Source organism: Prosthecobacter sp., assembly GCF_044232965.1.
Classification (GTDB): Bacteria; Verrucomicrobiota; Verrucomicrobiia; order Verrucomicrobiales; family Verrucomicrobiaceae; genus Prosthecobacter.
The window spans coordinates 159,800-184,359 of record NZ_JBIIKX010000004.1; the positions used below are offsets into that span (position 1 = coordinate 159,800).

General features: G+C 60.4%; 17 protein-coding genes. All 17 read left to right on the forward strand.

The features are described from left to right. The first annotated feature begins 32 nt into the window (after positions 1–32). The 17 genes from ACILSI_RS03390 (at position 33) to ACILSI_RS03470 (ending at position 24,494) form a co-directional block, all read left to right on the forward strand. On the forward strand, positions 33–1,970 hold the full coding sequence (locus tag ACILSI_RS03390; RefSeq protein ID WP_395720434.1) for a sulfatase: 1,938 nt from the start codon (positions 33–35) through the stop codon (positions 1,968–1,970). An 82-nt stretch (positions 1,971–2,052) separates the two neighbouring features. Continuing rightward, positions 2,053–3,426, forward strand: coding sequence for a sulfatase (locus ACILSI_RS03395; protein WP_395720435.1), 1,374 nt, complete (start codon positions 2,053–2,055; stop codon positions 3,424–3,426). Positions 3,427–3,501: 75 nt separating this feature from the next. Then, positions 3,502–4,038, forward strand: a complete 537-nt coding sequence (locus tag ACILSI_RS03400) for a sigma-70 family RNA polymerase sigma factor (RefSeq protein ID WP_395720436.1) — start codon at positions 3,502–3,504, stop codon at positions 4,036–4,038. Further along, the gene (locus tag ACILSI_RS03405; protein WP_395720437.1) at positions 4,035–4,937 is read left to right on the forward strand and encodes a hypothetical protein; all 903 of its coding nucleotides are present in this window, start codon (positions 4,035–4,037) and stop codon (positions 4,935–4,937) included. The genes ACILSI_RS03400 and ACILSI_RS03405 overlap by 4 nt, the downstream gene beginning before the upstream one ends. A gap of 34 nt (positions 4,938–4,971) precedes the next feature. Beyond that, the gene (locus tag ACILSI_RS03410) at positions 4,972–6,528 is read left to right on the forward strand and encodes a sulfatase (protein ID WP_395720438.1); all 1,557 of its coding nucleotides are present in this window, start codon (positions 4,972–4,974) and stop codon (positions 6,526–6,528) included. 26 nt (positions 6,529–6,554) lie between these two features. Next, positions 6,555–7,964 (forward strand): alkaline phosphatase D family protein, encoded by a 1,410-nt coding sequence (locus tag ACILSI_RS03415; protein WP_395720439.1) that lies wholly within the window; start codon positions 6,555–6,557, stop codon positions 7,962–7,964. Between the two features lie 14 nt (positions 7,965–7,978). Next, positions 7,979–9,892: a metallophosphoesterase family protein gene (locus tag ACILSI_RS03420; protein ID WP_395720440.1), complete on the forward strand. Its 1,914-nt coding sequence runs from the start codon at positions 7,979–7,981 to the stop codon at positions 9,890–9,892. A gap of 19 nt (positions 9,893–9,911) precedes the next feature. Beyond that, positions 9,912–11,171, forward strand: coding sequence for a DUF1552 domain-containing protein (locus tag ACILSI_RS03425; protein WP_395720441.1), 1,260 nt, complete (start codon positions 9,912–9,914; stop codon positions 11,169–11,171). 50 nt (positions 11,172–11,221) lie between these two features. Further along, complete coding sequence (locus ACILSI_RS03430; RefSeq protein WP_395720442.1) at positions 11,222–13,693, forward strand: DUF1592 domain-containing protein; 2,472 nt, start codon at positions 11,222–11,224, stop codon at positions 13,691–13,693. A 110-nt stretch (positions 13,694–13,803) separates the two neighbouring features. After that, complete coding sequence (locus ACILSI_RS03435; protein ID WP_395720443.1) at positions 13,804–15,246, forward strand: sulfatase-like hydrolase/transferase; 1,443 nt, start codon at positions 13,804–13,806, stop codon at positions 15,244–15,246. Continuing rightward, a complete protein-coding gene (locus ACILSI_RS03440; protein WP_395720444.1) occupies positions 15,243–16,766 on the forward strand; it encodes a sulfatase-like hydrolase/transferase in 1,524 nt (507 codons plus the stop codon). The genes ACILSI_RS03435 and ACILSI_RS03440 overlap by 4 nt, the downstream gene beginning before the upstream one ends. Positions 16,767–16,785: 19 nt before the next feature. After that, a complete protein-coding gene (locus tag ACILSI_RS03445; protein WP_395720445.1) occupies positions 16,786–18,498 on the forward strand; it encodes a sulfatase-like hydrolase/transferase in 1,713 nt (570 codons plus the stop codon). 56 nt (positions 18,499–18,554) lie between these two features. Then, positions 18,555–19,184, forward strand: a complete 630-nt coding sequence (locus ACILSI_RS03450; protein WP_395720446.1) for a hypothetical protein — start codon at positions 18,555–18,557, stop codon at positions 19,182–19,184. A gap of 28 nt (positions 19,185–19,212) precedes the next feature. Next, positions 19,213–20,340: an alpha/beta hydrolase gene (locus ACILSI_RS03455; protein ID WP_395720447.1), complete on the forward strand. Its 1,128-nt coding sequence runs from the start codon at positions 19,213–19,215 to the stop codon at positions 20,338–20,340. A 104-nt stretch (positions 20,341–20,444) separates the two neighbouring features. Further along, the gene (locus ACILSI_RS03460; RefSeq protein WP_395720448.1) at positions 20,445–21,755 is read left to right on the forward strand and encodes a hypothetical protein; all 1,311 of its coding nucleotides are present in this window, start codon (positions 20,445–20,447) and stop codon (positions 21,753–21,755) included. Beyond that, entirely contained in the window at positions 21,752–23,377 is a 1,626-nt protein-coding gene (locus tag ACILSI_RS03465) for an FAD-dependent oxidoreductase (protein ID WP_395720449.1), read from the forward strand. The genes ACILSI_RS03460 and ACILSI_RS03465 overlap by 4 nt, the downstream gene beginning before the upstream one ends. 70 nt (positions 23,378–23,447) lie before the next feature. Further along, complete coding sequence (locus ACILSI_RS03470) at positions 23,448–24,494, forward strand: sulfatase-like hydrolase/transferase (protein ID WP_395720450.1); 1,047 nt, start codon at positions 23,448–23,450, stop codon at positions 24,492–24,494. Positions 24,495–24,560 lie beyond the last annotated feature (66 nt).

Here is a 24,560-nt window from a genome sequence, read left to right on the forward strand (position 1 = left end):
ATGTCCGGCCGCGGACGACGTTTCAGGCCGCGATGCTTCGCTCTCTTCTCCTTCTCTTAGCCCTCGGCTCTTCACTCTCCGTTTTCGCGGCGCGGCCGAACGTCATCGTCATTCTCGCCGACGATTTGGGCTGGAGTGACACATCGCTATACGGCACGACGACGTATTACCAGACGCCGAATGTGGAACGGCTCGCAAAGCGTGGGATGACCTTCACGCGGGCGTATTCGGCGAGTCCGCTTTGCTCGCCGACGCGGTCGGCGTTGCTCACGGGGCTGAGCCCGGCACGCACGGGCATCACGGTGCCGAATTGCCACGAGCCGCGGGTCGTTTTGCAGGCGACGACGGGCAAGAAGGCTCCGCCGGATCAAAAGGCGATCATGCCTGATCCCGTGACGCGGTTGAAGACGGAGTATCGCACGCTGGCGGAGACGCTGAAGGACGCGGGCTATGCCACGGCGCATTTCGGGAAGTGGCATCTCGGGCCGGAGCCGTATTCGCCGCTGCAGCAGGGTTTTGATTTCGATCTGCCGCATCATCCGGGGCCGGGGCCTGCGGGCAGTTTTGTCGCGCCGTGGAAGTTTGCGGACTTCAAAGAGAAGTCGCCCGGCGAGCACATCGAGGACCGCATGGCGGCGGAGGCCGTGACGTGGATGGAGAAGCAAAAAGAGAAGCCGTTTTACCTCAACTACTGGATGTTCAGCGTGCATGCGCCCTTTGACGCGAAGAAGGCGAACATCGAGACGCATCGCGGTCGCATCGATCCGAAGGACGCGCAGCGCAGCCCCACCTACGCGGCGATGATTCAGAGCATGGACGACGCCATCGGCACGCTGCTCGACGGTCTCGACCGGCTCAAGCTGGCCGACAACACGATCATCATCTTCACCGCCGACAACGGCGGCAACATGTACAACGAAGTCGATGGCACCACGCCCACCAGCAATCGACCGCTGCGCGGTGGCAAGGCGACGCTGTTTGAAGGCGGCACGCGCGTGCCTTGCGTGATTGTTTGGCCGGGGATCGCTGCTCCGGGCAGTCGAAGTGATGCCATCATTCAGAGCGAGGATTTTTATCCGACGTTGATCGCGGGTGTTGGAGTCCAGCCTTCAGGCGACTCGGAAAGATCGGCTAAAGCCTCGACTCCAACGCAGCGATTCGACGGCCACAGCATCCTTCCTGCGCTGAAAGGCGATGCACTGGCAGGCAAAGCGGTGTTCCAATACTTCCCGCACAATCCGGGCGTGCCGGACTGGCTGCCGCCGGCCGTTTCGGTGCATCGCGATGACTGGAAGCTCATCCGCATCTTCCACGGCGGCGAAAAAGGCGCGCATCGTCACCTGCTCTTCAACCTGCGCGGCGATCTCGGTGAAAAGAACAACCTCGCCGCGCAGAAGCCCGAACTCGTGGCCGAACTCGATGCCTTGCTCGAAGGCTTCCTCACCGACACGAAGGCCGTCGTGCCTGTGCCGAACCCGGCGTTTGATCCGGCGAAGTATCGCCCCGAGCTCGAAGGCAAATCGCAGCCGAAGGGCAAAGCCAAAGCGCCCGCGAAGTCCGCTGCCAAAGGCAAGGACGATGGCGATCCCGCGCTCCAAGGCTGGAAGGCCCGCGATTGCCAAGCCGCGGTCAAAGACGGCATCCTGCGCCTCACGAACATCGGCTCTGCGTGCTTCCTCGGTTTCTCCGCCGGCAAACACAGCGGCCCCACGACCGCGAAATTCCGCATCAAGGCCCAAGCCGGCTCCAGCCACTTCGATTGGCTCCCAGGTGGTGTTGGCAGCAAAGAGCAGCGCATCGATTTCACGCTCAAAGGCGGCGATTGGGAAGAAATCAGCGTCGAACTCCCAGCCGAAGGCCCGCTCGGCATCGTGCGCCTGTATTTACCGATGCAGGAGCCGCCGGTGGAGATCGACTGGATCGAACTCACCTCTAAAAACAGCTCCAAACCGACGCGGACGGCGTTTTGAACCGTAAAACGAGTTTTCCGACTCGTGCAGCATTGAAGAAACACGAGTTAGAAAACTCGTGCTACGTCGTTTCATCGCGTCCATGCGTTGTCTCGCCCTTCTCTTCGCTCTTTGCCCTCTGCTCTCCGCTTACACGAAGCCCAACGTTCTGCTCATCATGGCGGATGATTTGCGGGACTTTGGCGGGGCGTTCACGAAGGACGTCGTCAAGACGCCGAACCTCGACCGGTTGCGGGCTCGCGGCACGACGTTTGAGCGGGCGTATGTGCAGTATCCCGTGTGCAATCCGAGCCGCAGCAGCATGATGACGGGCCTGCGGGCCGAGCAAACAGGCATCGTCGGCAATGACATCGCGCTGCGGCAAAAGATGCCGGATGTCGTGACGCTGCCGCAGCTCTGCAAAGACGCCGGTTGGCAGTCGCATGCGTTTGGAAAGCTCTACCATCTCGGCGGCGGCAAGAATGTGGAAGCGAAGCAGCGCTGGATGGATGCGGGCCGCTCGTGGCACACGGCGCAGGCGTTTGAAGCGACGAAGGCAGGCCGCAAAATGCTCGAAGGCCGCAATGTGACCGGCGGGGCGCTGAAATGGTGCCAGTGGGGCGCGGCGGATGGCACGGATGACGATCAGCCGGATGGTCAAATCGCCGCGGCCACGGTGGCGATGATCGAGAAGCTCGGCGACACGCCGTGGTTCATCGGCTGCGGGTTTATGAAGCCGCATGATCCCTTCATCGCGCCGAAGAAATACTTCGATCTCTATCCCGCGGACTCGCTGAAGCCTTGGAGCGATCCCGCTGACATGACGGCCGTGAGGAAGGACAGCGTTGGCTTTGGCGACTACGGCGAGGCTTTTGCCAAGTTCACCGAACAGGAGTGGCGGGAGTTGTTTCGCGCCTACTGTGCGGGCACGAGCTTCATGGATGCGCAGCTCGGTCGCGTGCTGAATGCGCTCGACAAGCATCAGCTCTGGGAAAAGACCATCGTCATCTTCGTCGGCGATCATGGCTACCACACCGGCGAGCGGCAGTGGTGGAACAAAAACACGCTGTTTGAGCGCAGTTGCCGTGCGCCGCTCATCATCGCCGCGCCGGGCCTGAAAGGCGGCCAGACGACGCGCTCGCTCGCCGAGTTCGTCGATGTATATCCGACCGTCGCGGACTTCTGCGGCCTGAAAATGCCTCACACGGCCGCAGGAGGCAGTTTGCGTCCTGTTTTGACCGATCCCGCCGCTAGCATCAAAGACGCGGCCTTCACGCTCGTGACGCGTGGCGACAAACTTCACGGCCAAAGCATCCGCACCGCCCGCTGGCGTTTCACCCGCTGGAGCGATGGCCCAACCGAACTCTACGATCACGAAACCGATCCCGAGGAGCTCCACGATGTCTCGGCACAGCATGCCGATGTCGTCGCAGAACTCACGGCTCGAATTCAGAAGCTGCCTGCGGTGGCCCGGTAGTCGCCGGGGAACTGACGATCTTTTTCAAAGATGCGGTGTTAACCTTTTGCCACGCTGTGGCATTTGGGGGTGATCATGAACGAGAATCTAAAGGAAACAGAGTTCGTCGCGCAGTTGACCGAGGCTCAACTGCCGCTGCGTTTGTATGTCCAGGCGCTGCTGCCTGGAGACAGCGCGGCGCATGATGTGGTGCAGCAGGCGAACGCGACGCTTTGGAAGAAGCGCGATGACTTTGTCCTCGGCACGAACTTCAAGGCCTGGGCATTCAGTGTGGCGCGTTATGAAGTGCTGAACCATCGCAAGCAGCAAGCCCGGGACTCGCGTTTGGTGTTTGGCGAGGAGCTGGATCTGGTCCTTGCCCAAGATCTGGTCGAGCGTGATTACGAGACGGAGCGGCGGCATGAGGCGCTCCGGGGTTGCATGGCAAAACTCCGTCAGCAGGATCGCGAACTCATTCTGTATCGCTATTCATCGACGGCGGGCACCCTGGATGATTTCGCGCAGCGCATGGGCCGCAGCGTGGGGGGACTGAAGGTGACACTGCATCGGCTGAGAAACGCCCTGCTCACCTGCATCGAGAAACAACTGGCAACCACGGAGGCTGCATCATGAAACCGAGTGAACTCAATGAACTCATCGACGCCTTGATCGAGGGCGACATCACCGAGGCCGACTTTCTCCGGCTGGAGGCGGAGATGTCCATCGGCCCTGTAGCAAGGAAAGCCTATTTAGACCGAGTGGCACTCACGCAGGCGCTCACGGCGGAGGCAACGGCTGCCTCCACCATAAAGGCGATGCCAAAAGTGAAGCCGCAGCGGATGTGGTTCTCCTGGCGACCGCTCACCGCAGCGGCGGCGGGGATTGTGTTTGGGATGTTTTGCACGTCGGTGGTGTTTGGATTTGTGGGGTATCGCGGTGCTTTGAAGAAGACGCCGCTGGCGGTGGTGCAGCCGAGTTTTGAGGATGCGGCGATGCCTTTGGCAAAGGGCTTTCCGGATGCTTCGGCGCACTGGGGTGGCGATGAGGCACGTGTGGTGGCCGCGGAGAATGGCGTGAGTGCGAAAGACGGTAAATCGATGCTCCGGCTGGAGGCGTCGCCCATGCGCATGCCGCGTTTTGTTTATCAGGTGCTCGATCTGACTTCAGTGCCGACGACAGGTCGTGGGGAGACGCGGGAGATTGAGATCTCGGCTTCCTTTGCGGCGGGGGATGCGGGTTCGTCGAAGCGCTACATGATACGCGCGTTCGCGGTTTCGGAATCGCGGGAAGCTCTGGATGCGACGTGGCTTGAGCATCGTGATGAGGCTGTGGCTTCGGCTTCGCGTGGGCTGGATGTCGTAGGCGGCGGTCATGGCTGGGAGACGCTGGGTTTGAGAATCCAGGTGCCGCGCGCGGCACGCAGCCTCGTGCTCTTTTTCGGTGTGCGCACGCCCGACAAGACGGTGCGGAACACGGCGCACTACATCGACGAAGTGCAGGTGTCGCTCATCGAGCCGCAGCCGATTCCTTGATCTCTTCTGAACACAGAAAGCAAACAATCCAACCATGAGACCCATCCTCACACTCTTAGCTGTCCTGTTGTCTGCGCCGATGGCGCTGCTGCACGCTCAACCGGCCAAACCGAACGTGCTTTTCATTGAGATCGATGACCTGAACGACTGGGTCGGCGTTGTCGGTGGAAATCCGCAGGCAAAGACGCCCAACATGGACCGGTTGGCGAATCAGGCGGGCGGGACGGTGTTCATGCAGGCGTATTGTCCCGGCTCGGTGTGCTGTGCGTCGCGCTCGGCGATGCTCACGGGGCTGCGTCCGTCCACCACCGGCGTGTATGGCAACAGCAACAACATGAAGGCATCGCCCATCGCGGCGAAGGCGGTCACCTTGCCGCAGTATTTCTCGCAGAACGGCTACCACTCGCTTTCGAGCGGAAAAATCTTCCACAAGCATCCGAGCTGGATCGGCATGGATGAAGGCCAGTGGGCCTTTGATGAGTGGGCGCCGAACTCCGGCGGCGATGGCTTGAACAAGGAAGACCTACCGCTGAACAAGCTGCCCATGCTTGACGGCCAAAAATCGAATGCCGAGGCGAAGGAGTTTGATTGGGGTCCGACGGTCACGGCCACGAAGGAAACGAGCGACTACCTCACCTGCGCGTGGGCGGCGAAGCAGCTCGATCGCGATTTCGGCAAGCCCTTCTTCATGGCCGTGGGCATCTCGAAACCGCATCTGCCGTTTCATGTGCCGCAAGAGTTCTTTGACATGCACCCGCTCGATCAGGTGCAGGTGCCGGAGATCGTGCCGGATGATCTCGACGACATCCTCACGCCACGCGGGAAGAAAAAGTTTGAGCCGACGGAGGACTTCCACCGTGTGCAGCAGGCGAATCAGTTCAAGCAGGTGACGCAGGCCTATCTCGCCGCGTGTTCGTATGCGGATCACTGCGTCGGCGTCGTGCTCGACAAGCTGGCGAAGAGTCGCTACGCGGAAAACACCATCGTGGTCATCTGCGGTGATCACGGCTGGTTCCTGGGCGAGAAGTTGCGCTATCGCAAAACCGATCTCTGGCAGGAATCCACGCGAGTGCCGCTGATCATCCGCGTGCCCGGGCTTTCCGAGGCGGGAACGAAATCGAACCGAATCGTCAACCTCCTCGATCTCTATCCGACGCTGGTGGAGCTGTGCGGCTTGCCGAAGAAAGAAGGCATGGATGGCCGCAGCTTCGCCGGGTGGGAAAAAGCACCGTCCGACCCTGGCCTGCCCACTCTCACGACGATGGGTTTTCAGAATCACTCCGTGCGCTCGGCCACGCATCGCTACACGCGGTATGCGGACGGCACGGAGGAACTCTACGATCATCAAACCGATCCGATGGAGCGTCGCAATCTGATTACGGATGCGAAGCTGAAGCCCGTCGTGGATGAACTTCGCGCGTATCTGCCGAAGCACGATGAACCCCAGGCCGTCGAGAACGAGATCGACAAGAAGCGCCTCCGCAAGGCCATGGCTCAGATCAAGCAGATGGGAAAAGAATACCGCGAGAAAGCCGAACGCGGCCAGCTCGATCCCGAAATGATCCGGAAGGTTTACGACAGCCTCAAATAAGCATGAAACACACGCGTCGATTCTTGATGAAACTGTCTCCGCTGCTCGCGTGGCGTGGCTTTGGCTTGCTCGCGGCCGAATCCGGCCCAAACCGGCTTTTTCTCGGCCAAGGAACGATGTCCGGTGAAATCACCGATGCGAGCGCCTTGCTGCAAACACGATTGACGCAGGCAAGCGAACTCAACGCCGAGGGTGACCTGCCTGGAGCCGCAGGCGTGGTCTGTTTTGAGTGGAGCAAGCATGAGGACTTCCGCGAGGCTCGCCGCACGCCCTTCCAGCCGGCGACGGACCAGCATGACTTCATCGTGCGTGCCGAGATCGCCGATTTGAAGTCTGGCACCACGTATCACTACCGCGCTGTGTTTGGCGGCACGGAGGCAGCGGCACAGCCCGGGCCGAGTTGTTCGTTCAAGACCTTGCCTGGTGGCGAGACTGACACGCCCGTGCGTTTCATCGTGGGCAGTTGCATGAACTACAACAAGTTCATGCATGGCAAGCGCGGCAAGGCCAGCGGGCCGCTCACGGCCACGGAAGAGGACAAGCGCCTCGGCTTCCCCTCGGTTGAATCCATGCAGAAACTGCGCCCCGACTTCTTCGTCGGCACGGGCGATATCGTTTACTACGACAACCCGCTGCGAGTGGCGAAGACCGTTCCGCAACTGCGCCAGTGCTGGCATGAGCAGTTCCGCTTTCCGCGCCTGATCGAGTTCTTCCGCCACGTGCCGGCCTACTGGTCGAAGGACGATCACGACTTCCGCTTCAACGAGTCCGACAACACCACCGATGCGCTGCCTTTGCCTAAAACCGGCATCGACATGTTTCGCGAGCAATTGCCGCTAGTCGTTACCGGCGGTGACAAGCCCAGCTACCGCACGCATCGAGTCAGCAAGGATCTTCAAATCTGGCTCACCGAGGGACGCGACTACCGCTCACCGAATGCAATGCCCGATGGCCCTGAAAAATCGCTCTGGGGTGCAGAACAACGCGAGTGGTTGAAAACGACCCTGAAGGCGAGTGATGCGAAATGGAAGATCCTCATCTCGCCCACGCCGATGGTCGGTCCCGATGATTTGAAGAAGATCGACAACCACGCCGATCTCAGCGGCTTCCGCCATGAGGCCGACGCATTCTTTGCCTGGCTGAAGGAAAAGAACATTGAAAACCTCACGCTCGTCTGCGGCGACCGCCATTGGCAGTATCACAGCATTCATCCGTCGGGCATCCATGAGTTTGCCTGCGGTGCGCTGAATGATGAGAACGCCCGCATGGGCGTGGCCCCAGGAGCGAAGAACGGCTCCGACCCGCAGGCGTTGATCAAGCAAGAATACACCTCAGCCACGCCCCAAGGCGGCTTTCTGCAAATCACCGCCGGTGACGAACTCGTTTTCGAGCACTTCGACTCGCGCGGAAAGCTCCTGCACCGCGTGGTCCTGTAGTCTGCGATTCATCCATGAACCTCACCCGTCGTTTTCTCCTGAAGCTCACACCCTTGCTCTTCTGGCGCGGTTCCACCTCGTCACTCACGGCGGCGGAGGCTGCACTGCCGTATGGCGAGGCTTATTCGAAGTTGGATTCCCTCGCGGTCGGCGAGTGGTGGAATGCCAAGGCACCATCAGCGAAGAAGGCCGCGCTGCCGCCTGCGATGAACGTGTCGCGAGATGAAGTCGTGGCCTTTGCGCTCTACACGCATGACCATGGCGTGCTGAAGCTGACCGCGCAGTTTTTTCCGCTTAAGCCCGATGAGGCACGAGAGGCGAGGCTGGAGTTTCAACGCGATGGCGCATGGGTGGAGGTGACCAAAGAAGCGATTCTCTATCCCGGCTGGAGCGCGCATTTCCGCATCGAGAAATGGGATGCCAAGCAGAACGTCGCCTATCGCGTTCGCCACGGCGAGAAGGCGATGTTTGAGGGCTTGATCCGGCGTGATCCCATCGACAAGAACGAGATCGTCATCGCCAACATGTCGTGCAACTCCAGCCGCACCGGCGGATTGCGACCGGAGATCGTCGAGCATCTGCGGGCACAAAATCCCGATCTGCTCTTCTTCGCAGGTGATCAGACCTATCGCCACACCGAGCACACCGCGGGCTGGATCGAGTTCGGGCTTCAATTCCGCGATGTCATGCGCGACCGTCCGACGATTTGCATCCCCGATGACCACGATGTCGGCCAGCCGAATCTCTGGGGCGAGAATGGCAAGCAGTGTCTGCGCGAAGACGGCAGTGATGGCGGCTTCCTTTATCCACCGGAGTATGTGAACCAGGTGCAGCGTCAGCAGGCGTGGAATCTGCCCGATCCGGTCGATCCAGCACCTGTCGAGCGCGGCATCACGGTCTATTTCACCCGCTTGCGCGTCGGTGGCGTGGACTTTGCCATTCTTGAGGATCGCAAATTCAAATCGGGGCCGTTTGGCAAAATCCCCGTGATGGGGCCGCGGCCGGATCACATCAATGATCCCGCCTACGACCCGAAGACCGTGGACCTTCCCGGCCTGCAATTGCTTGGCGAGCGCCAGGAGAAATTCCTGCGCGACTGGGCGCAGGACTGGACCGGGTGCGAAATGAAGGCCGTGCTCTCCGCGACGTCCTTTTGCGGTGCCGTGCACATGCATGGCAAGAAGGACGAGCGCTTGCTGGCCGATCTCGACTGCAATGGCTGGCCGCAAACGCCGCGCAATCGCGCACTCGAAGAAATCCGCCGCGCCTGGGCCGTGCATCTGTGCGGTGATCAACATCTCGCCGTCGTCACGAAGCAAGGCATCCGCGAGCACGGTGATGGACCGTATTCGTTCACCAGCCCCGCTTTGGTAAACACGACCTACGGCCGCTGGTGGCATCCGCTCGATGAGAATCCCGGCCCGAATCCCGTGCCGGGCAGCCCGCTGCCATGGACGGGCGATTTCAAAGACGGTCTCGGCAACAAGCTCTCGATGCTCGCCTACGCGAACCCGCCCGACATCAACGATGAGCGCCAGCGCGCCGATGGCTACGGCATCGCTCGCTTCGACAAAAAGACGCGACAGATCACCTTCGAATGCTGGCCGCGTTTCTCCGATGCGAAGGCCCAGTTCCCCGGCTGGCCCATCACGGTCTCGATGGAGAGCAACGATGGCCGCGACGCGCTCGGCTGGTTGCCCGAGCTCGTCTTTGAAAACGGAGCCAGCCCCGTCGTGCAAGTCATCGAGGACGCCACCGGTGACATTCTCTACACCGTCCGCGCTCAAGGAGGCCGTTTTCACCCGCGTGTCTATTCCGCAGGCAAACACACGATCAAAATCGGCGCGGACAAACCCGGCGAAAAAACCCTCACTGCTTTGGAACCAAAGCCGAAGGCCGAATCCGGACAGCAAAACGTGAAGCTGTGAGCTTCCAAGCATTCCACTCATGAAAACATCATCCACACCTGTCATGGACCGTCGTCACTTCCTCCGCGGACTAGGCGTTTCACTCGCGCTTCCGGCTTTCGAGAGCCTCAATGTTGGCTTCGCGGCTGCGGCTCCGGCTGCCACACCGAGGCGATTGATCTGCATCGGCAATCATCTCGGTTTTTGGCCCGGCGGGTTCTTTCCGACGGCAGAAGGTCGTGACTACGCACTCAGCCAAACGCTGGCTCCGCTGGAGGCGCATCGTTCCGACTTCACGGTGTTCTCGCATCTCGATCACGGCGCCAAGGGCGGTCACGGTGCGGTGCATACTTTCCTCTCGGGCGTGAAGAAGGACGAATCGGCCGGGTTTCCTGAGAAGAACATCACCATCGATCAGGTAGCTGCGGAACATGTCGGCTCGGGCACGCGGTATCCCTCGATCACCGCGGCCATCGGCGAAGGCACCGACATGTGCTGGAACCGTGCGGGCGTGCATCTTCCGCCGGTGAACAGTCCCGCGCGGTTGTTTGAGGCGTTGTTTGTCGAGGCAGAAGCGGGCGAAAAGGCGTCGGAGCGCACACGGTTGTCGAATCGCGCCAGCGTGCTCGATGCCTTGCGCGAGTCGGCCAAACTCATGGCGGGCAATCTGGACGCATCCGACCGCAGCAAGCTCGATCAGTATTTGACCTCCGTGCGTGATGTGGAGCGTCGCTTGCAGATGTCCGATGCCTGGCTGGACAAGCCGAAGCCGAAGTCGCCCATCAAGGCGGTCGAGGATGAAGAGCGGATGCAGATCGAGGAAATCCCGCTGTTCATGGATTTGATGACGCTGGCGCTGCAAACCGACTCGACACGCGTGGCGACCTTTGAAGTCCCGCTCGGGTTCCACACGCAGGACCTCGATGTCGGCAGCTACCACGGTCTCTCGCATCACAGCAAGCAGGCGGGCCTGCTCACGCAGTTGCAGATCGTGGAGAAGTATCTCATCACGCAGTTCGCGCATTTGCTCGGCAAGTTGAAGGAGGCGGGTTTGATGGACAGCACGCTCGTCGTTATCGGCAGCGGCATGGGCAATGGCTCCACTCATTCCAACCGCGATCTGCCCGTGATCCTCGCCGGTGGCGGATTGAAGCATCAGGGCCATCTCATGTGCCCGGCGGACGATCACAAGCGCGTCCCCTTGTCGAATCTCTGGCTGTCCACGCTCCAGTGGTTCGGCGTGGAGCGCGAGCGCTTCGGTCGCAGCACCGGGACGTTCACGCCGATGAAGATCGGGTGATGAGAAAGAGGCACCAAGGCAAACATCCACTCATTCACCGGACACTTTTCATGAATTTGCATCGCAATGATCAGCGCATCGTCCGTCGCGTGACGCTTGCAGCTCTGGCCATCATTCCATCGCTCTGCTTCTCCGCGCCTCTGCGTGATGGTTTTCTCAAAACCTACTGCATCAACTGCCACGGCGCGGACAAGCAGAAGGGTGACCGCCGCTTCGACGATCTGACGACCACGATCCAGACTCCTGATGACGCAATGGTGTGGCAGGAGATCCTCGATCAGCTCAACAAGGGCGAGATGCCGCCCGAGGACGAGAAGCAGCCGCCGAAGGCCGAGTTGCTCGCCGCGGTCGATGCGATCACGCAATCGATTGCCGATGCCACGCAACGTTTCAAGGCCACCGGCACACACACGGTCCTGCGCCGGCTCAACAGCTTCGAGTATCGAAACACCATCGGCGATCTGATGGGCCTGAACGTTCAGGCATGGGATCCGACCACCGGTTTTCCGTCGGAAGTGCGTGCCGAAGGTTTTGATAACAACAGCGCCGCGCAGGTGACCTCTGGCATCTTGCTCGATCACTACTTCGCCGCTGCCGAGGAGGCCATCCAGCGTGCGACGCAGTTCGGCCCGAAGCCCGAGTCGAAGGCCTACGCGCAGAAGTCGCCGTTCTACTTCGATGGAAAGGAACACCGCGACCTGCCGAAGATTTTCCACCCCGACCGCTACCGCTGGATCTCAGACACGGGCTACGATGATCTCTTCGCGCGAGGTTATCGCGGCGGTCACATTGGATTCGAGCCGCTCGCACGCGGCGGCGCACCGCAGAGCGGGCGCTACACCATCCGCGTGCAGGCTGCGGCGGTGGATCTTCAGCACCCCTATAAGTTCCTCAACGAAATCCGCAGCGGCGATCCCATCGTGATGGAAATCGCCGCGGTCATCCGCGGTGGCGGCAACGAGGAAACGGGAAACCTCAAAGCCGAGCGGTCGCTCGCTGTGGTGGAACTCACCAGCGAAAAGCCGCAGTGGTTCGAGTGGACCGTCTATCTCGATCGCGGTGAAGAACCCGAGGTGCGCTTCCGCAATGGCACCGGAAAGGCCAAAAACTTGGCGCGCCGATTGTCCATGCACGCGAAAGACTATCCCGAGTTCAAACCGAAGGGAAAACTCGGAAAGGGCGAAGTCGCAGCGGCGATGCTCAAGGCTTATCGCGGCCCGAAACTGCGCCTCTGGGAAATGCAGGTCCAAGGCCCGCAACTCGAGCAGTGGCCGCCTTCGGGGCACACCTTGCTCTACGGCAAGCTCACGCCCGACCAGATCACCCGCACCAGCATCGCCGAGCGGTTGCGTTTCTTCGCTGCGACCGCCTTCCGCCGTCCTTTGCGTGAAAGCGAACTGGCCCCCATCGAGAAACTGGTCACCACCAAGCTCAACACTGGCACGAAGCCGCTGGAAGCACTGCAACTCGGCTTTCAGTCCATTCTCTGCTCGCCCGCATTTCTTCACGTGCATGACGGCACCGGAAAACTGAACGATTTCGCCCTCGCCTCACGGCTTTCGTATTTCTTGTGGTCATCAATCCCGGACCAGGCGCTCTACCAGCTCGCCTCCGCCGGAAAACTGCACGAGCCCGCCGCCCTCAGCGTGCAGGTGGATCGCATGCTCGCTGATCCGAAATCACAGCGCTTCGTGCAGAACTTCATCCGCCTCTGGCTGAACCTGGATCACATCGGCGAGATGCCCGTTTCCACCGACTTCATCCGGTTCTATCAGGACAACATCGACACCGCGATGCGCGCCGAGACCGAGATGTTCTTCCGCCACATCCTCGACAAAAACTTGCCGCCACGCGAGTTCCTTACCGCGAACTACACCTTCGTGAATCGCGAACTCGCGCTGCACTACGGCCTGCCGCCCGTCGAAGGCGTGCAACTGCGCCAAGTCACGCTGCCCAAAGGCGAACGCGGCGGCCTTCTAACGCACGCCTCCTTCCTCACGGCGTCCGCTAATGGCGTGGATACCTCGCCCGTCGTCCGCGGCGTCTATGTGCAGGACAAACTCCTCGGCTACACACCGCCACCGCCGCCTCCCGACGTCCCTCTCATCGAGCCCGATGCCAGCGGTGCCAAAACCATCCGCGAGCAACTCGCCATGCACCGCGAAAACACCACCTGCGCGAGCTGCCATCATAAGATCGACCCCTACGGCTTCGCCCTCGAAAACTTCAACGCCATCGGCGGCTGGCGCGAGCGCTACTCGAGGGAGCACGGCATCGATCCCAGCGGCGATCTGCCCACCGGTGAGAAGTTCAAAGACGTCACCGACTTCCGCGCCCTGCTCATTGCCCGCCACGAGCAATTCACCCGCGGCCTCACCGAAAAGCTCATCACCTACGCCCTCGGCCGCCGCCCCGAGTTCACCGACCGCGCCACCATCGACGCCATCGCCAAAACCCACTCCACCGGCTTTAAAGACCTCCTGCGCGCGGTGGTGCTGAGTGAGACGTTTGGGAAGAACTGAGTTCGTGTGTCTCGTGCCTGAGTGTGTCTTTCGCTCTTACATTCGCAAAATGGTGCATAGCCTCGCCTTTCTTGTGAAGTTCCGCCGAAGCCTGCCGTTTCAGCGCGACTATGAGACTCTTTGCTTTATCCGTCGCTCTCAGCGCTTCGCTCCTTGCGGCTGACAAACCCAACATCGTCGTCATCGTCGCGGATGACCTCGGGTATGCGGATGTGACGTTTAACCCGCAGCATCCGAAGGAGATCGTAACGCCGAATCTCGATTCGCTGGCGAAGCAGGGCGTGATTTGTCGGCAGGGTTATGTGACGGGGCATGTGTGCTCGCCGACGCGGGCAGGGCTGATGCTGGGGCGCTATCAGCAGCGGTTGGGGCTCTACACGGGCGGCGAGGCAGGGAGCGGAGTGCCGATGAATGAAAAACTCTTTCCGCAGTATTTGAAGCCAGCGGGCTATGCGACGGGGCAGTTTGGCAAATGGCACTTGGGGCCCGATTTGGCGTGGAGTCCGGCGCTGCGCGGCTTTGATGAGGTGTTCGGCTTTCTCGGTCGCGGGGCGCATGACTACTTCAAGCTCGATGACCCGAATGATCCGATCTATCGCGGCACGGAGGTGGTGAAGGAGAAGGGTTACCTCACGGATCGACTCGGCGAGGAGACGGCGGCGTTCATCACGAAGCACAAGTCGGGGCCGTTTTTCGCTTATCTGGCCTTTAATGCGGTGCATGCGCCGTTGCAGGCCCCGGAGGACGAGATCGCGAAGTTCAACACGGGCAACAAAGACCGCGATGCCCGTCTCGCGATGGGCAAGCGCATGGATGATGCGATCGGCAAAGTCATGACCGCGCTCAAGGACGGCGGCGTGTGGGAAAACACGCTCCTCTTCTTCATCAGCGACAACGGCGGGCCGCTGGCGCAAAGCGCCGACAACACGCCGCTGCGTGGTGGCAAGCACACCGACTACGAAGGCGGCGTCCGCGTGCCGTTTCTGATCTGCTGGCCTTCGCAGCTCAAGCCGGGCGAATGGCAGTCGCCGGTGACATCTCTCGATATTTTGCCCACCGCGCTCGCGGCAGCGGGAGTGAAAGTGGCTGCGACTTCAGTCGCAGGAGATTCGGCTAAAGCCGAAACCACTTTGGATGGCATCAATCTGCTGCCGTTGCTCAAAGGCGAAACCCAGCCTCCATCGCGTGACTTTTTCTGGTGCTCCGGCAGCGACGAAGGCTGGTGGGCGGTGCGTTCCGGCGATTGGAAGCTCGTGGGCGAAAAGGACAAGCTGGGCCTCTTTGATCTGAGCAAGGATGTGTCGGAGGCCAACGACCTCGCCGCGCAAATGCCTGAGAAGGTCGCCGAACTGACGAAGCTGCACGATGCCTGGCTCGCGGAGATGGCCAAGCCCGTCAAAGCCGGTGAGAAGCGCTACAACATGGCCGCGCCCGCCGCGAAGAAGCCGAAGAAGATGACCAAGGAAGAAAAGAAGAAGGCTCGAGACATGGAGCGTGCGAAGAAGCGCGAGCCTGCTGCGCCCCCAGCACCTCCAGAAGCACCGAAACCATGAAATATCTCTTCAGCATCCTTTCCTCACTCATCGTTGTCTTTGGCCAAACTCAGGCCGCAGACAAACCCAACGTGATCTTCATCCTCGCCGACGATTTCGGCATTGGGAATGTCGGTTGCTACGGATCGGACCACTACAAGACGCCTCAGCTCGACAAGTTGGCGGCGGAAGGCACGCGGTTCACGCAGTGCTTCACGGCGGCGCTTTGCGGGCCATCTCGGGCAATGATCATGACGGGGCGCTACGCCTTCCGGAATGGATCGAGCAATCAAGATGCCTGCATGGTGATGCCGAACAAGGAACTGCAATTGGCGCGAGTTTTCAAAAGCGCCGGCTATGACACCTCCTTCATCGGCAAATGGGGACAATTGCCGGGCGATCCGGATGAGGCGGGCTTTGACGACTACCTGCGTTTCAACGGCAGCGGCGTTTATTGGAGTCGCAAGCCGGAGAAGCTGGAGAAATACCTCATGAACGGCCAGGAGAAGGAACTCGGCGTGAAGGAATACATGCCAGACCTGATGCACGAGCGTGCCGTGCGCTTTCTCAAAGCCAGTCAGGACAAGCCTTTCTTCCTCTACTACTCCCTGGTGCATGTGCATGGCGACATCCAGCCCACGCCCGACAGCGCAGCGGACAGCAAGGACCTCTTTGGCGACAACATCCTCTACATGGACAAACTCGTCGGCAAGCTCGTCGCCGAACTCGAGGCGCTGAAGCTCCGCGAGAAGACGCTCATCATCTTCATGGGCGACAACGGCACCGGCAAAGGTCAGACCCCGCTGTCCACCATCGGCGGGCGTGCCCTCTCCGGCATGAAGGGCAGCATGCTCGAATGCGGCGGCCTCGTGCCCATGATCGCCAATTGGCCGGGTAAAACGCCCGCTGGCAAAGTCAGCGCTGAATTGATCGACTCCTCCGACTTCCTCACCACCTTCGCGGAACTCTCCGGCGGCGCTTTGCCCAAGGACACGATCTTCGACGGTCAAAGCATGGCCTCGCAACTCCGTGGCGAAGCGGGCACTCCTCGCGAGTGGGTCTTCAATCAACTCGCCGCCATGTGGTATGTGCGGGACGCGAAATGGAAGCTCAACGAGAAGAACGAGCTCTATGACATGTGCGAGGCCCCCTTCGCCGAAAAACTCGTCACCGGCGATCATCCTGCCCGCGCCAAACTCGCCGCCGTGCTCGCGAAACTGAATCCTGCGGGTGGTATTCCCGACAGCGGTGACGGAACCGGTCGTCACGCGAACAAGGACAAGAAAAAGAAGGGCGAGGAACCCATGAAGAAGCCCGAGGCTCCTCCAACGAAGCCCCTAACGGCGGAAGAGCAGGAGCGTGCCACCAAGTTCGACAAACTCGACGAAGCCAAGACCGGCAAGATTACCCGAGACTACTACACCACCCACCAATCCGATGCCGCCGCCGCTGCGGAGCGATTCGATAAATACGACAGCGACAAAGACGGCCTCGTGAGCCGCGAGGAATACATCCTCAAAGGCAAGACGCCGAAAAAGTAGCCTCAAATCCATCCCATCCATGAAAACGCTCCTCACCGCCTTCCTGCTCTCCCTCACCTCGCTGGAAGCAGCCACAAAACCGAACATCCTCTTCATTGCCGTCGATGACCTGCGACCAGATCTCGGCTGCTACGGCAACACGATCATCAAGACACCCAACATCGACCGCATCGCCGCTCGCGGCATCGTTTTCAACAAAGCCTACTGCCAGCAGGCCGTGTGCAGTCCGTCACGCACCGCCATCCTGACCGGACTGCGGCCGGATGTGACGAAGGTGTGGGACCTGGAGACGCACTTCCGCGTGGCGCAGCCGGATTGCATCACCTTGCCGCAGCACTTCAAAGCCAACGGCTATCACTGCGCCGCACTGAGCAAGCTCTACCACGCAGGCTTTGAAGATGGCCGCTCATGGAACGAGCCGCATTGGTATCCGAAAGGCCGTGCCGTCGATACCGATCCCGTGGATTGGACCAAACAGATCGTGACACGACATGACGTGAACACCGAAGAATACAGCGAGCCACAAGAAGGCGGAGAACCGCGCAAGAACGGCAAAAGCGCCAAAAAAGGCCCCGCCTATGAAGTCAGCCCGAAGGAGGATGATCAACTCCCCGATGGTGCGACGGCTGCGGAGGCCGTGAAGCGTCTCGCGGCGCTCAAATCGAAGAGCGAGCCGTTTTTCCTCGCTGTGGGCTTTTTGAAGCCACACCTGCCCTTCGTCGCACCGAAGAAGTATTGGGACCTCTACGACCCAAACACGATCCCCGTGCCCACCACGGATAAACTGCCCGCTGGCAGCCCCGAGTTCGCCGGGCACAACAACAGCGAGCTCCATGCTTACCCCGGCGTGCCGAAGGAGAATCCCATCCCCGCTGACTTCGCGAAAACACTGCGCCACGGCTACTATGCCTGCATCAGCTACACCGATGCACAGATCGGCAAAGTGCTCGACGCTCTCGATAAAGAAGGTCTCGCCGACAACACGATCATCGTGCTCTGGGGTGATCACGGCTGGCAGCTCGGCGAGCATGGCCTGTGGCACAAACACACGAACTTCGAGATCGCCGCACGTGCACCGCTGCTCATCAGCGTGCCGGGAACAAAAACCGCCGGGCAGAAGTGCGAGGCGCCGGTCGAGTTCGTCGATGTCTATCCCACGCTTGCCGATGTCTGCGGCCTGCCGATCCCGAGCGGCCTCGGCGGCAGTAGTTTGAAGACCTTCATCGAAGACCCCACCGCACCCGCCACCGATGTCGCTATCAGCCAATACCCACGCAGCGCTCCCGAAGGCCCGGTAATGGGCTACAGCATCCGTAACGAACGCTATCGCGCCACGTTCTGGCGTGAACGCAACGGCTCCAAAATCGTTGCCACCGAACTCTACGACGAACAAGCCGACTCCACCGAGACCATCAGCCTCGCCGACAAGCCCGAGCACAAGGAACTACTCGAAACGCTCATCAAACACCTGCCGCCCGTTGGTTCCGATCTCAATCCCGCCGGCAAACCGAAAGGCAAAAGCAAATCACCCACCAAGCCCGCCACCACCTCCACCGACGAGCCTCGCGATGTTCGTTACGACCGCCTCTACCCCGGCAAAGCCAAGCTCACGCTCGACGAGTATCTCGCCCGGCAATCCAACGGCGATGAGGCGAAGGAGCGCTTCACCAAGTTCGATAAGGACAAGGACGGCTTTCTTTCTCGCGAAGAGTTCATCAAGGGCGGGAAGTGACGCAATGCGGCGCTTAGTTGCGCGTTGGTAGTTGTCGCCTCTATCCAACCCACCTCATGAACCGCTTCCGTTTCACTCTCTGCCTCACGGCCTCCCTGTTCGCTGCTCACTCGTTTGCCGCCGATGACTTGAAGAAGGTCGCATCGGCTCTCGACGGCTACCGTTTCGAGTTCCCATGCCGCGATCCTATGCCGGAGAACCCGAAGCCCGGCGCAGATGGCATCTCTGCCCGCATGACGGATGACCCGAAGACGAACGACAAGTTCACCGACGTGAAGACCTTCGGCGGTGAGGCTGGCAAGCGCTACAAAGTGACCCTGCGCATTCGCGGCGTAGTGGAGCCGATGATGTATAAGGACGGTCAGCAGGTCGGCGAGCGCTTCTACATCGGCGGCGTGCCAAACAACAAGACCTACAACATCTACCAGCTCAGCGTGTCATCGCCCGCCCAGCATTTTTTCTTCAATCGCGATGACAAGGTCGGTCATCGCATCTTCACCATCGACTACACCGCCACCGTCGAGATCGAAGGCAGAGCCACCCTCACCCTCCACGGCGACGGCCAAAACGGCCACATGATCACGAATTTCTCGAAGCTCGTCGTGCCTGATGTGGCTCCCGCGCCGAAGCCCTTCAACGGGCAATTCATCCAGCTTGATGTCGTCGATGTCACTGAGGTGAAATAAGTTACACCCAGCTCTCCTTATCTGACTTATGCGCTCTCTTCATCTCCTCCTCGCTCTCACCGCCCTCGCACTCCCAGCCTTCGCTCAGAAGGCCAAGGAGAAGAAACCGGATCGTCCGCAGCCGCCGACGAGGCCGTTTGATGTGCCTGGGGCACCGAAGTTCACGCGGTTGGATGGCAAACCGGGGGTGAATGCGCCGGTGGATGTGGACGGGGATTTCGTCATCGGGCCAGACTACGTCCCTCCGCCGGAGGCGAAGGTGGTGGAAGGCGTGCCGCAGGGCGTGGTGAAGCAGTTCGTGATGGAGTCGAAGGACTGCAAGCTCTTCAATCCCGGCATCGCGCGTGATGTTTTCGGCACCGTGGACCCGAACAACCCGAAGACGCTCATCGTGGACACACATCCCATCGACTACCAGCGCTTCGTGACGGTGTATGTGCCTGCGCAATACGTCGCGGGCACAGAGGCTCCGTTCATCGTGGGACATGACGGACCGCGCGGAAAGCCGGACATGACGCTGCCGCGCATCCTCGACAATCTCATCGCCCAGAAGCGTGTGCCGGTGCAGATCGCCATCCTGATCTCCAGCGGCGGTGGCGATGCGCAGGGGCATGAGCGAGGTCGTGAGTATGACACGATGTCCGGCCTGTATGCGGAGTTCATCGAGAACGAGGTGCTGCCGCTGGTGGAAAAGAATGCGGGCGTCAAACTCACCAAGGATCCCGAAGGCCGCGCCACGATGGGCAGCAGCTCCGGCGGATCGTGTGCGCTGGCGATGGCGTGGTATCGCACGGATTTGTATCATCGCGTGCTGACCACTTCGGGCACTTTTGTGAACCAGCAGTGGCCTTTCAATCCCGAGACACCGGATGGCGCGTGGGGTTTTCATAGCAAACTCATCCCGGAGAGCCCCAAGAAGCCGCTGCGCATCTATCTGGCCGTGGGAGATCGTGATCTTCTCAATCCCAACGTCATGCGTGATGACATGCACGACTGGGTGGAGGCGAATCACCGCATGGCGAAGGTGCTGAAGGCCAAAGGCTATCCCTATCAGTATGTCTATTGCCTGAATGTCGGTCACGGCCTCGGCCCTGCGCGGTCACAGATCCTTCCGCAGGCGCTGGAGTGGCTGTGGAAAGGGTATGCAGGGAAGTAGGCCGCCTTAGGCTGCCACGAGCGCATGAGATCATGATGGGCAGGATGCATCAGGCGTGCTATGCAGGCGGGATGAAGTTCCCATGGTTGCTGATTTTTCCTGTGATGGCCGCACACGCGGCAGACGTGCGTATGGTCGATGCGAAGGCGGTGGTTTCCGCCGAATGGAAGGGGCGTGAGACTCGCACGGTAGCCAGCTTCGATGTGCCCCCCTTGTCCGAAGATGCGCTGACGCGCTTCGGCGGATTAGCGGCGGAGAAACAAAGGGCCACAGGCTTTTTCCGCGTGGAGAAGATCGGCGAGCGCTGGTGGATGATTGATCCCGAGGGCGGGCGCTTTGTCTTCGCAGGTGTTTGCTCACTGAAGCCGGAATCGAAACTGGCGGCTAAGGAACCGTTCGAGAAGCTTTTTGGAACGCCAGAGGCCTGGGCCGCGAAAACGCTCGATCTGCTCCGCGTGCATGGTTTCAACGGCTGCGGTGGTTTTTCCGATCACGAGACGATCCGCAAGGCAGAAAAGCCGATGCCCTACACGGTGACATTGGGTCTGATGAGCGGCTTTGGAAGGAAACTGGGCCTCACCCATGCGGACTCCGGTCACACGGGTTATGCGGACGATGTGCTGCCGGTGTTTGAGCCTGGTTTTGCCGAGTTCTGCGCTACGGAATGCCGTGCACGACTCGCTGCGATGAAGGATGATCCGTGGCTCGTCGGTGTCTTCTCCGATAATGAGCTGCCCATCAAAAAGGACATGCTGGATCGCATGCTGAAGCGCGGTGGTGCCACGCAAGCTGCAGCGCAGGCCTTCATGACAGGAAAAGGAACCGTCACCGATGAACTGCGCCGCGACTTTGTGGAGCATGTCTTTGACGCCTACTTCCGCATCACGACGCAGGCCATTCGTGAGGCGCTGCCGCAGCATCTGTGCCTCGGCTCACGCTTTCACGGGCCTGCGAAGCATGCCAGCGGCGCTTGGAAGGCTGCGGGCCGCTGGTGTGATGCCATCTCGATGAACTACTACGATCACTGGAACCCGCAGAAGGAGCACCTGCGCCAATGGAACGAATGGTCCGGCAAGCCATGCCTGATCACCGAGTTCTATGTCAAAGGCATGGACAGCGGCATGGGCAACACCAGCGGTGCCGGCTGGGTGGTGAGGACGCAGGCCGATCGTGGTGCCTTCTACCAAAACTTTGCCCTCGCTTTGCTCGAATCGAAAACCTGTGTCGGCTGGCATTGGTTCAAATACATGGACAACGATCCGACGAATACGAAGACCGATGCCTCCAACCGCGACAGCAACAAAGGCATCCTGAATGCTCGTTATGAGCCTTACACGCCCTTGCTCGATGCGATGCGCAAACTCAACAGCCGCGTCTATCCGCTGATTGAGCATTTTGATTCAGCCAAGCGATGACATCCTCACCCATTTCTCGCCGACGTTTCATCGCCGGAACCTTAGCGGCCAGCACGCTGCCAAGTTTCTCATCCGCTGCGGAAGCCGATAATCCTGACATCTGCATCTACGGCGGCACGGCGAGTGGCGTGATGGCGGCGGTGACGGCTGCCAAGCAAGGGCGTAGCGTCGTGCTCATCGAGCCGAGTCGATGGCTCGGCGGCATGACGGGCGGTGGTTTGAGCCATGTGGACTGGGGACGCGAGAAGGCGGTGGGTGGCACGGCTTTGAGCATCCTGTCGAAGAACTACGACGATGCGCAGTATCGGCAGGTGTTTCGGGAGTTGGTGAAGAAGTATCGCATTCGCGTGATCTATGAGCATCGCGTGAGCGCGGTGCAGAAGGATGGCGCGGCGATTCGCAGCCTCACGCTCGATCACGCGCCTCCGGATGCGCTGGGCTGCCCGGTGGCGGCAGCGACGAAAGCGAACGCGATGACCATCACCGCGCAGGTTTTCATCGACTGCTCGTATGAGGGCGATCTCATGGCTCGTGCGGGTGTGAGCTACACCTGGGGCCGCGAGAGTCGCGATGCGTATGGCGAATCGCTCGCCGGTGTGCGGCCGAATCTCGCCGTGTATGACATCGACCCGTATGTGACGCCGGGCGATGCGAAGAGCGGCCTGCTGCCCTTCATTCAAGACATGAAAGCGCAGCCAGAGGGCAGCGCGGATCGTCTGACGATGGGCTACGGCTTCCGCTGGAAGTTCAGCAAAGATGCGGATCGCATCCCCATCGACCCGCCGGAGCACTACGACCCGAAGCAGTGGGAGTTGTATCGTCGCGGCTTCAAAACCAAGGCTGGCATCGACGTGGGACGCCGCATGAAGGGCAAGCTCGGCTTCTTTGAAGAAGCAGGCGGACGCATTCACTCCATGGGTGCTGGCAATCTAGCGCGTGCTCTGCTCGCCCCGACGAACTACGGCAGCAACGCGGCGTATCCCGATGGCGATTACGCCACCCGCGCCCGCATTTGGAAAGCGGACCAGGAGTTCATGCGCGGCATGACGCACTTCCTGCGCACCGACGACTGCGTGCCGGACAAGTTCAAGCAAACCGCTCTCGAGTTCGGTTTCCAACGCGGCATTTTCGAAGACACCAACGGCTGGCCGCATCAACTTTACGTCCGCGAGGCCCGTCGCATGAAGTCGGACTACGTCCTGACTCAAAAGGACCTCGAAGGCAGCACCGATCCCGCTGACAGCATCGGCCTCGCCTCCTACGGCGTGGATGACTGGCCCTACGCGACCTATGTGCACGAAGGCAAAGTGGCGCTCTATGGCGGCGAGTTCTCGATGCTCTACCTCGATGACCAGCACGAAGGCATCTACAAGATCCCGTATCGCGCCATCACGCCGAAGCCGAGTGAGTGCACGAATCTGCTCGTGCCCGTCTGCGTTTCCGCCAGCCACATCGCGATGACTTCCATCCGCATGGAACCCGTCTGGATGATCCTCGGCGAGTCCGCCGGCGTTGCTGCGTCGATGGCGGTGGCTGAAAACCTGCCCGTGCAGCAGGTGTCGTATGCGGCGATGAAGGAGAAGCTCGTGGCGCTGAAGCAGAAGTTGGAGCGTCCTGTTTAGCGACCGTGTTTCGAAAACGCGGCCAACTTCCCGGAGAGAAGGCACGCTCGACATCGTTCACCGCGCCACCATGCGATTCCTTGCTCTTCTCTTCGCTTTTTGCCCTCTGCTCTCCGCTCACTCGAGGCCGAACATCGTCATCTTTTACCTCGATGACATGGGCTGGGCGCAACCGGGCACTTATGGCGGCAAACTGGCACCGACGCCGAACATGGACCGCATCGCGGCGGATGGCGTGCGCTTCACGAATGGCTACTCGAGTGGCTGCGTGTGCTCGCCCGGCCGCGTGGGGCTGATGACGGGGCGTTATCAAGCGCGGACTGGTCATGATGCGAATCCGACGCGGGAAGGTCGCGAGCTTCTTTTGAGCGAAAAGACGATGGCGCAGCATTTGAAGCCTGCGGGCTACACAACGGGCATCGTGGGCAAATGGCATCTCGGCGACACCGCGCCCGAATTCATGCCGTTGGCGCGTGGTTTTGATTTCGCGATGGGAACAATCGGAAATCTCGGCGAGGGCAAAGGACCGTCGTTTTATCGCGGCAGCGAGCTGCTCAACGAGCTCGAAGGTGCTCCGGTGACGTCGCCCGTGTATGCGAAGGAGGCCTGCGGCTTCATCGACGCGAACAAGGAGAAGCCGTTCTTCCTGTATCTGTCGTTCAACGCCGTGCATTCGCCCATCGTGGCCTCGCCGCAGTGGCTGGAGAAGTTCAAGCACCTCGACAAACGCCAGCAAGGCTACGCCGCGCTCATTGGCGAGGCCGATGAAGCCATCGGCACGGTGATGACCAAGCTGCGCGACCTCAAGCTGGAGGAAAACACGCTCCTCTTTGTCATCAGCGACAACGGCGGTGCCTCACTCGAAGCCGAGCAGATGGGATTGCGTGGTCGGAAGTGGTTCGTGTGGGAAGGCGGCATCCGCGTGACGTGGATGGCCCAGTGGAAAGGCACGATTCCCGGCAATCGCGTGGTGAATGATCCCGTGATTCAGCTCGATGTTCTGCCGACGGCGCTGGCGGCTTGTTCTGTAGTTCCGCCTTCAGGCGGCTCAGAACCGGCTAACAGCCTGTTGAAAAACCTCTCCTCCTGGGTGATGAGAACAACCCTGCATGTTTGAGCAACGCCAAACCAAGCAACGCCAGCAGGAACTCTGGATAGTCGCCGGAGAACTTCCCGCAGCCAC

Bases quoted from the DNA above. Each gene is read 5' to 3' on its own strand.
- ACILSI_RS03390 (WP_395720434.1), top strand. From the start codon at position 33: ATGCTTCGCTCTCTTCTCCTTCTCTTAGCCCTCGGCTCTTCACTCTCC.
- ACILSI_RS03395 (WP_395720435.1), top strand. From the start codon at position 2,053: ATGCGTTGTCTCGCCCTTCTCTTCGCTCTTTGCCCTCTGCTCTCCGCT.
- ACILSI_RS03400 (WP_395720436.1), top strand. From the start codon at position 3,502: ATGAACGAGAATCTAAAGGAAACAGAGTTCGTCGCGCAGTTGACCGAG.
- ACILSI_RS03405 (WP_395720437.1), top strand. From the start codon at position 4,035: ATGAAACCGAGTGAACTCAATGAACTCATCGACGCCTTGATCGAGGGC.
- ACILSI_RS03410 (WP_395720438.1), top strand. From the start codon at position 4,972: ATGAGACCCATCCTCACACTCTTAGCTGTCCTGTTGTCTGCGCCGATG.
- ACILSI_RS03415 (WP_395720439.1), top strand. From the start codon at position 6,555: ATGAAACTGTCTCCGCTGCTCGCGTGGCGTGGCTTTGGCTTGCTCGCG.
- ACILSI_RS03420 (WP_395720440.1), top strand. From the start codon at position 7,979: ATGAACCTCACCCGTCGTTTTCTCCTGAAGCTCACACCCTTGCTCTTC.
- ACILSI_RS03425 (WP_395720441.1), top strand. From the start codon at position 9,912: ATGAAAACATCATCCACACCTGTCATGGACCGTCGTCACTTCCTCCGC.
- ACILSI_RS03430 (WP_395720442.1), top strand. From the start codon at position 11,222: ATGAATTTGCATCGCAATGATCAGCGCATCGTCCGTCGCGTGACGCTT.
- ACILSI_RS03435 (WP_395720443.1), top strand. From the start codon at position 13,804: ATGAGACTCTTTGCTTTATCCGTCGCTCTCAGCGCTTCGCTCCTTGCG.
- ACILSI_RS03440 (WP_395720444.1), top strand. From the start codon at position 15,243: ATGAAATATCTCTTCAGCATCCTTTCCTCACTCATCGTTGTCTTTGGC.
- ACILSI_RS03445 (WP_395720445.1), top strand. From the start codon at position 16,786: ATGAAAACGCTCCTCACCGCCTTCCTGCTCTCCCTCACCTCGCTGGAA.
- ACILSI_RS03450 (WP_395720446.1), top strand. From the start codon at position 18,555: ATGAACCGCTTCCGTTTCACTCTCTGCCTCACGGCCTCCCTGTTCGCT.
- ACILSI_RS03455 (WP_395720447.1), top strand. From the start codon at position 19,213: ATGCGCTCTCTTCATCTCCTCCTCGCTCTCACCGCCCTCGCACTCCCA.
- ACILSI_RS03460 (WP_395720448.1), top strand. From the start codon at position 20,445: ATGGCCGCACACGCGGCAGACGTGCGTATGGTCGATGCGAAGGCGGTG.
- ACILSI_RS03465 (WP_395720449.1), top strand. From the start codon at position 21,752: ATGACATCCTCACCCATTTCTCGCCGACGTTTCATCGCCGGAACCTTA.
- ACILSI_RS03470 (WP_395720450.1), top strand. From the start codon at position 23,448: ATGCGATTCCTTGCTCTTCTCTTCGCTTTTTGCCCTCTGCTCTCCGCT.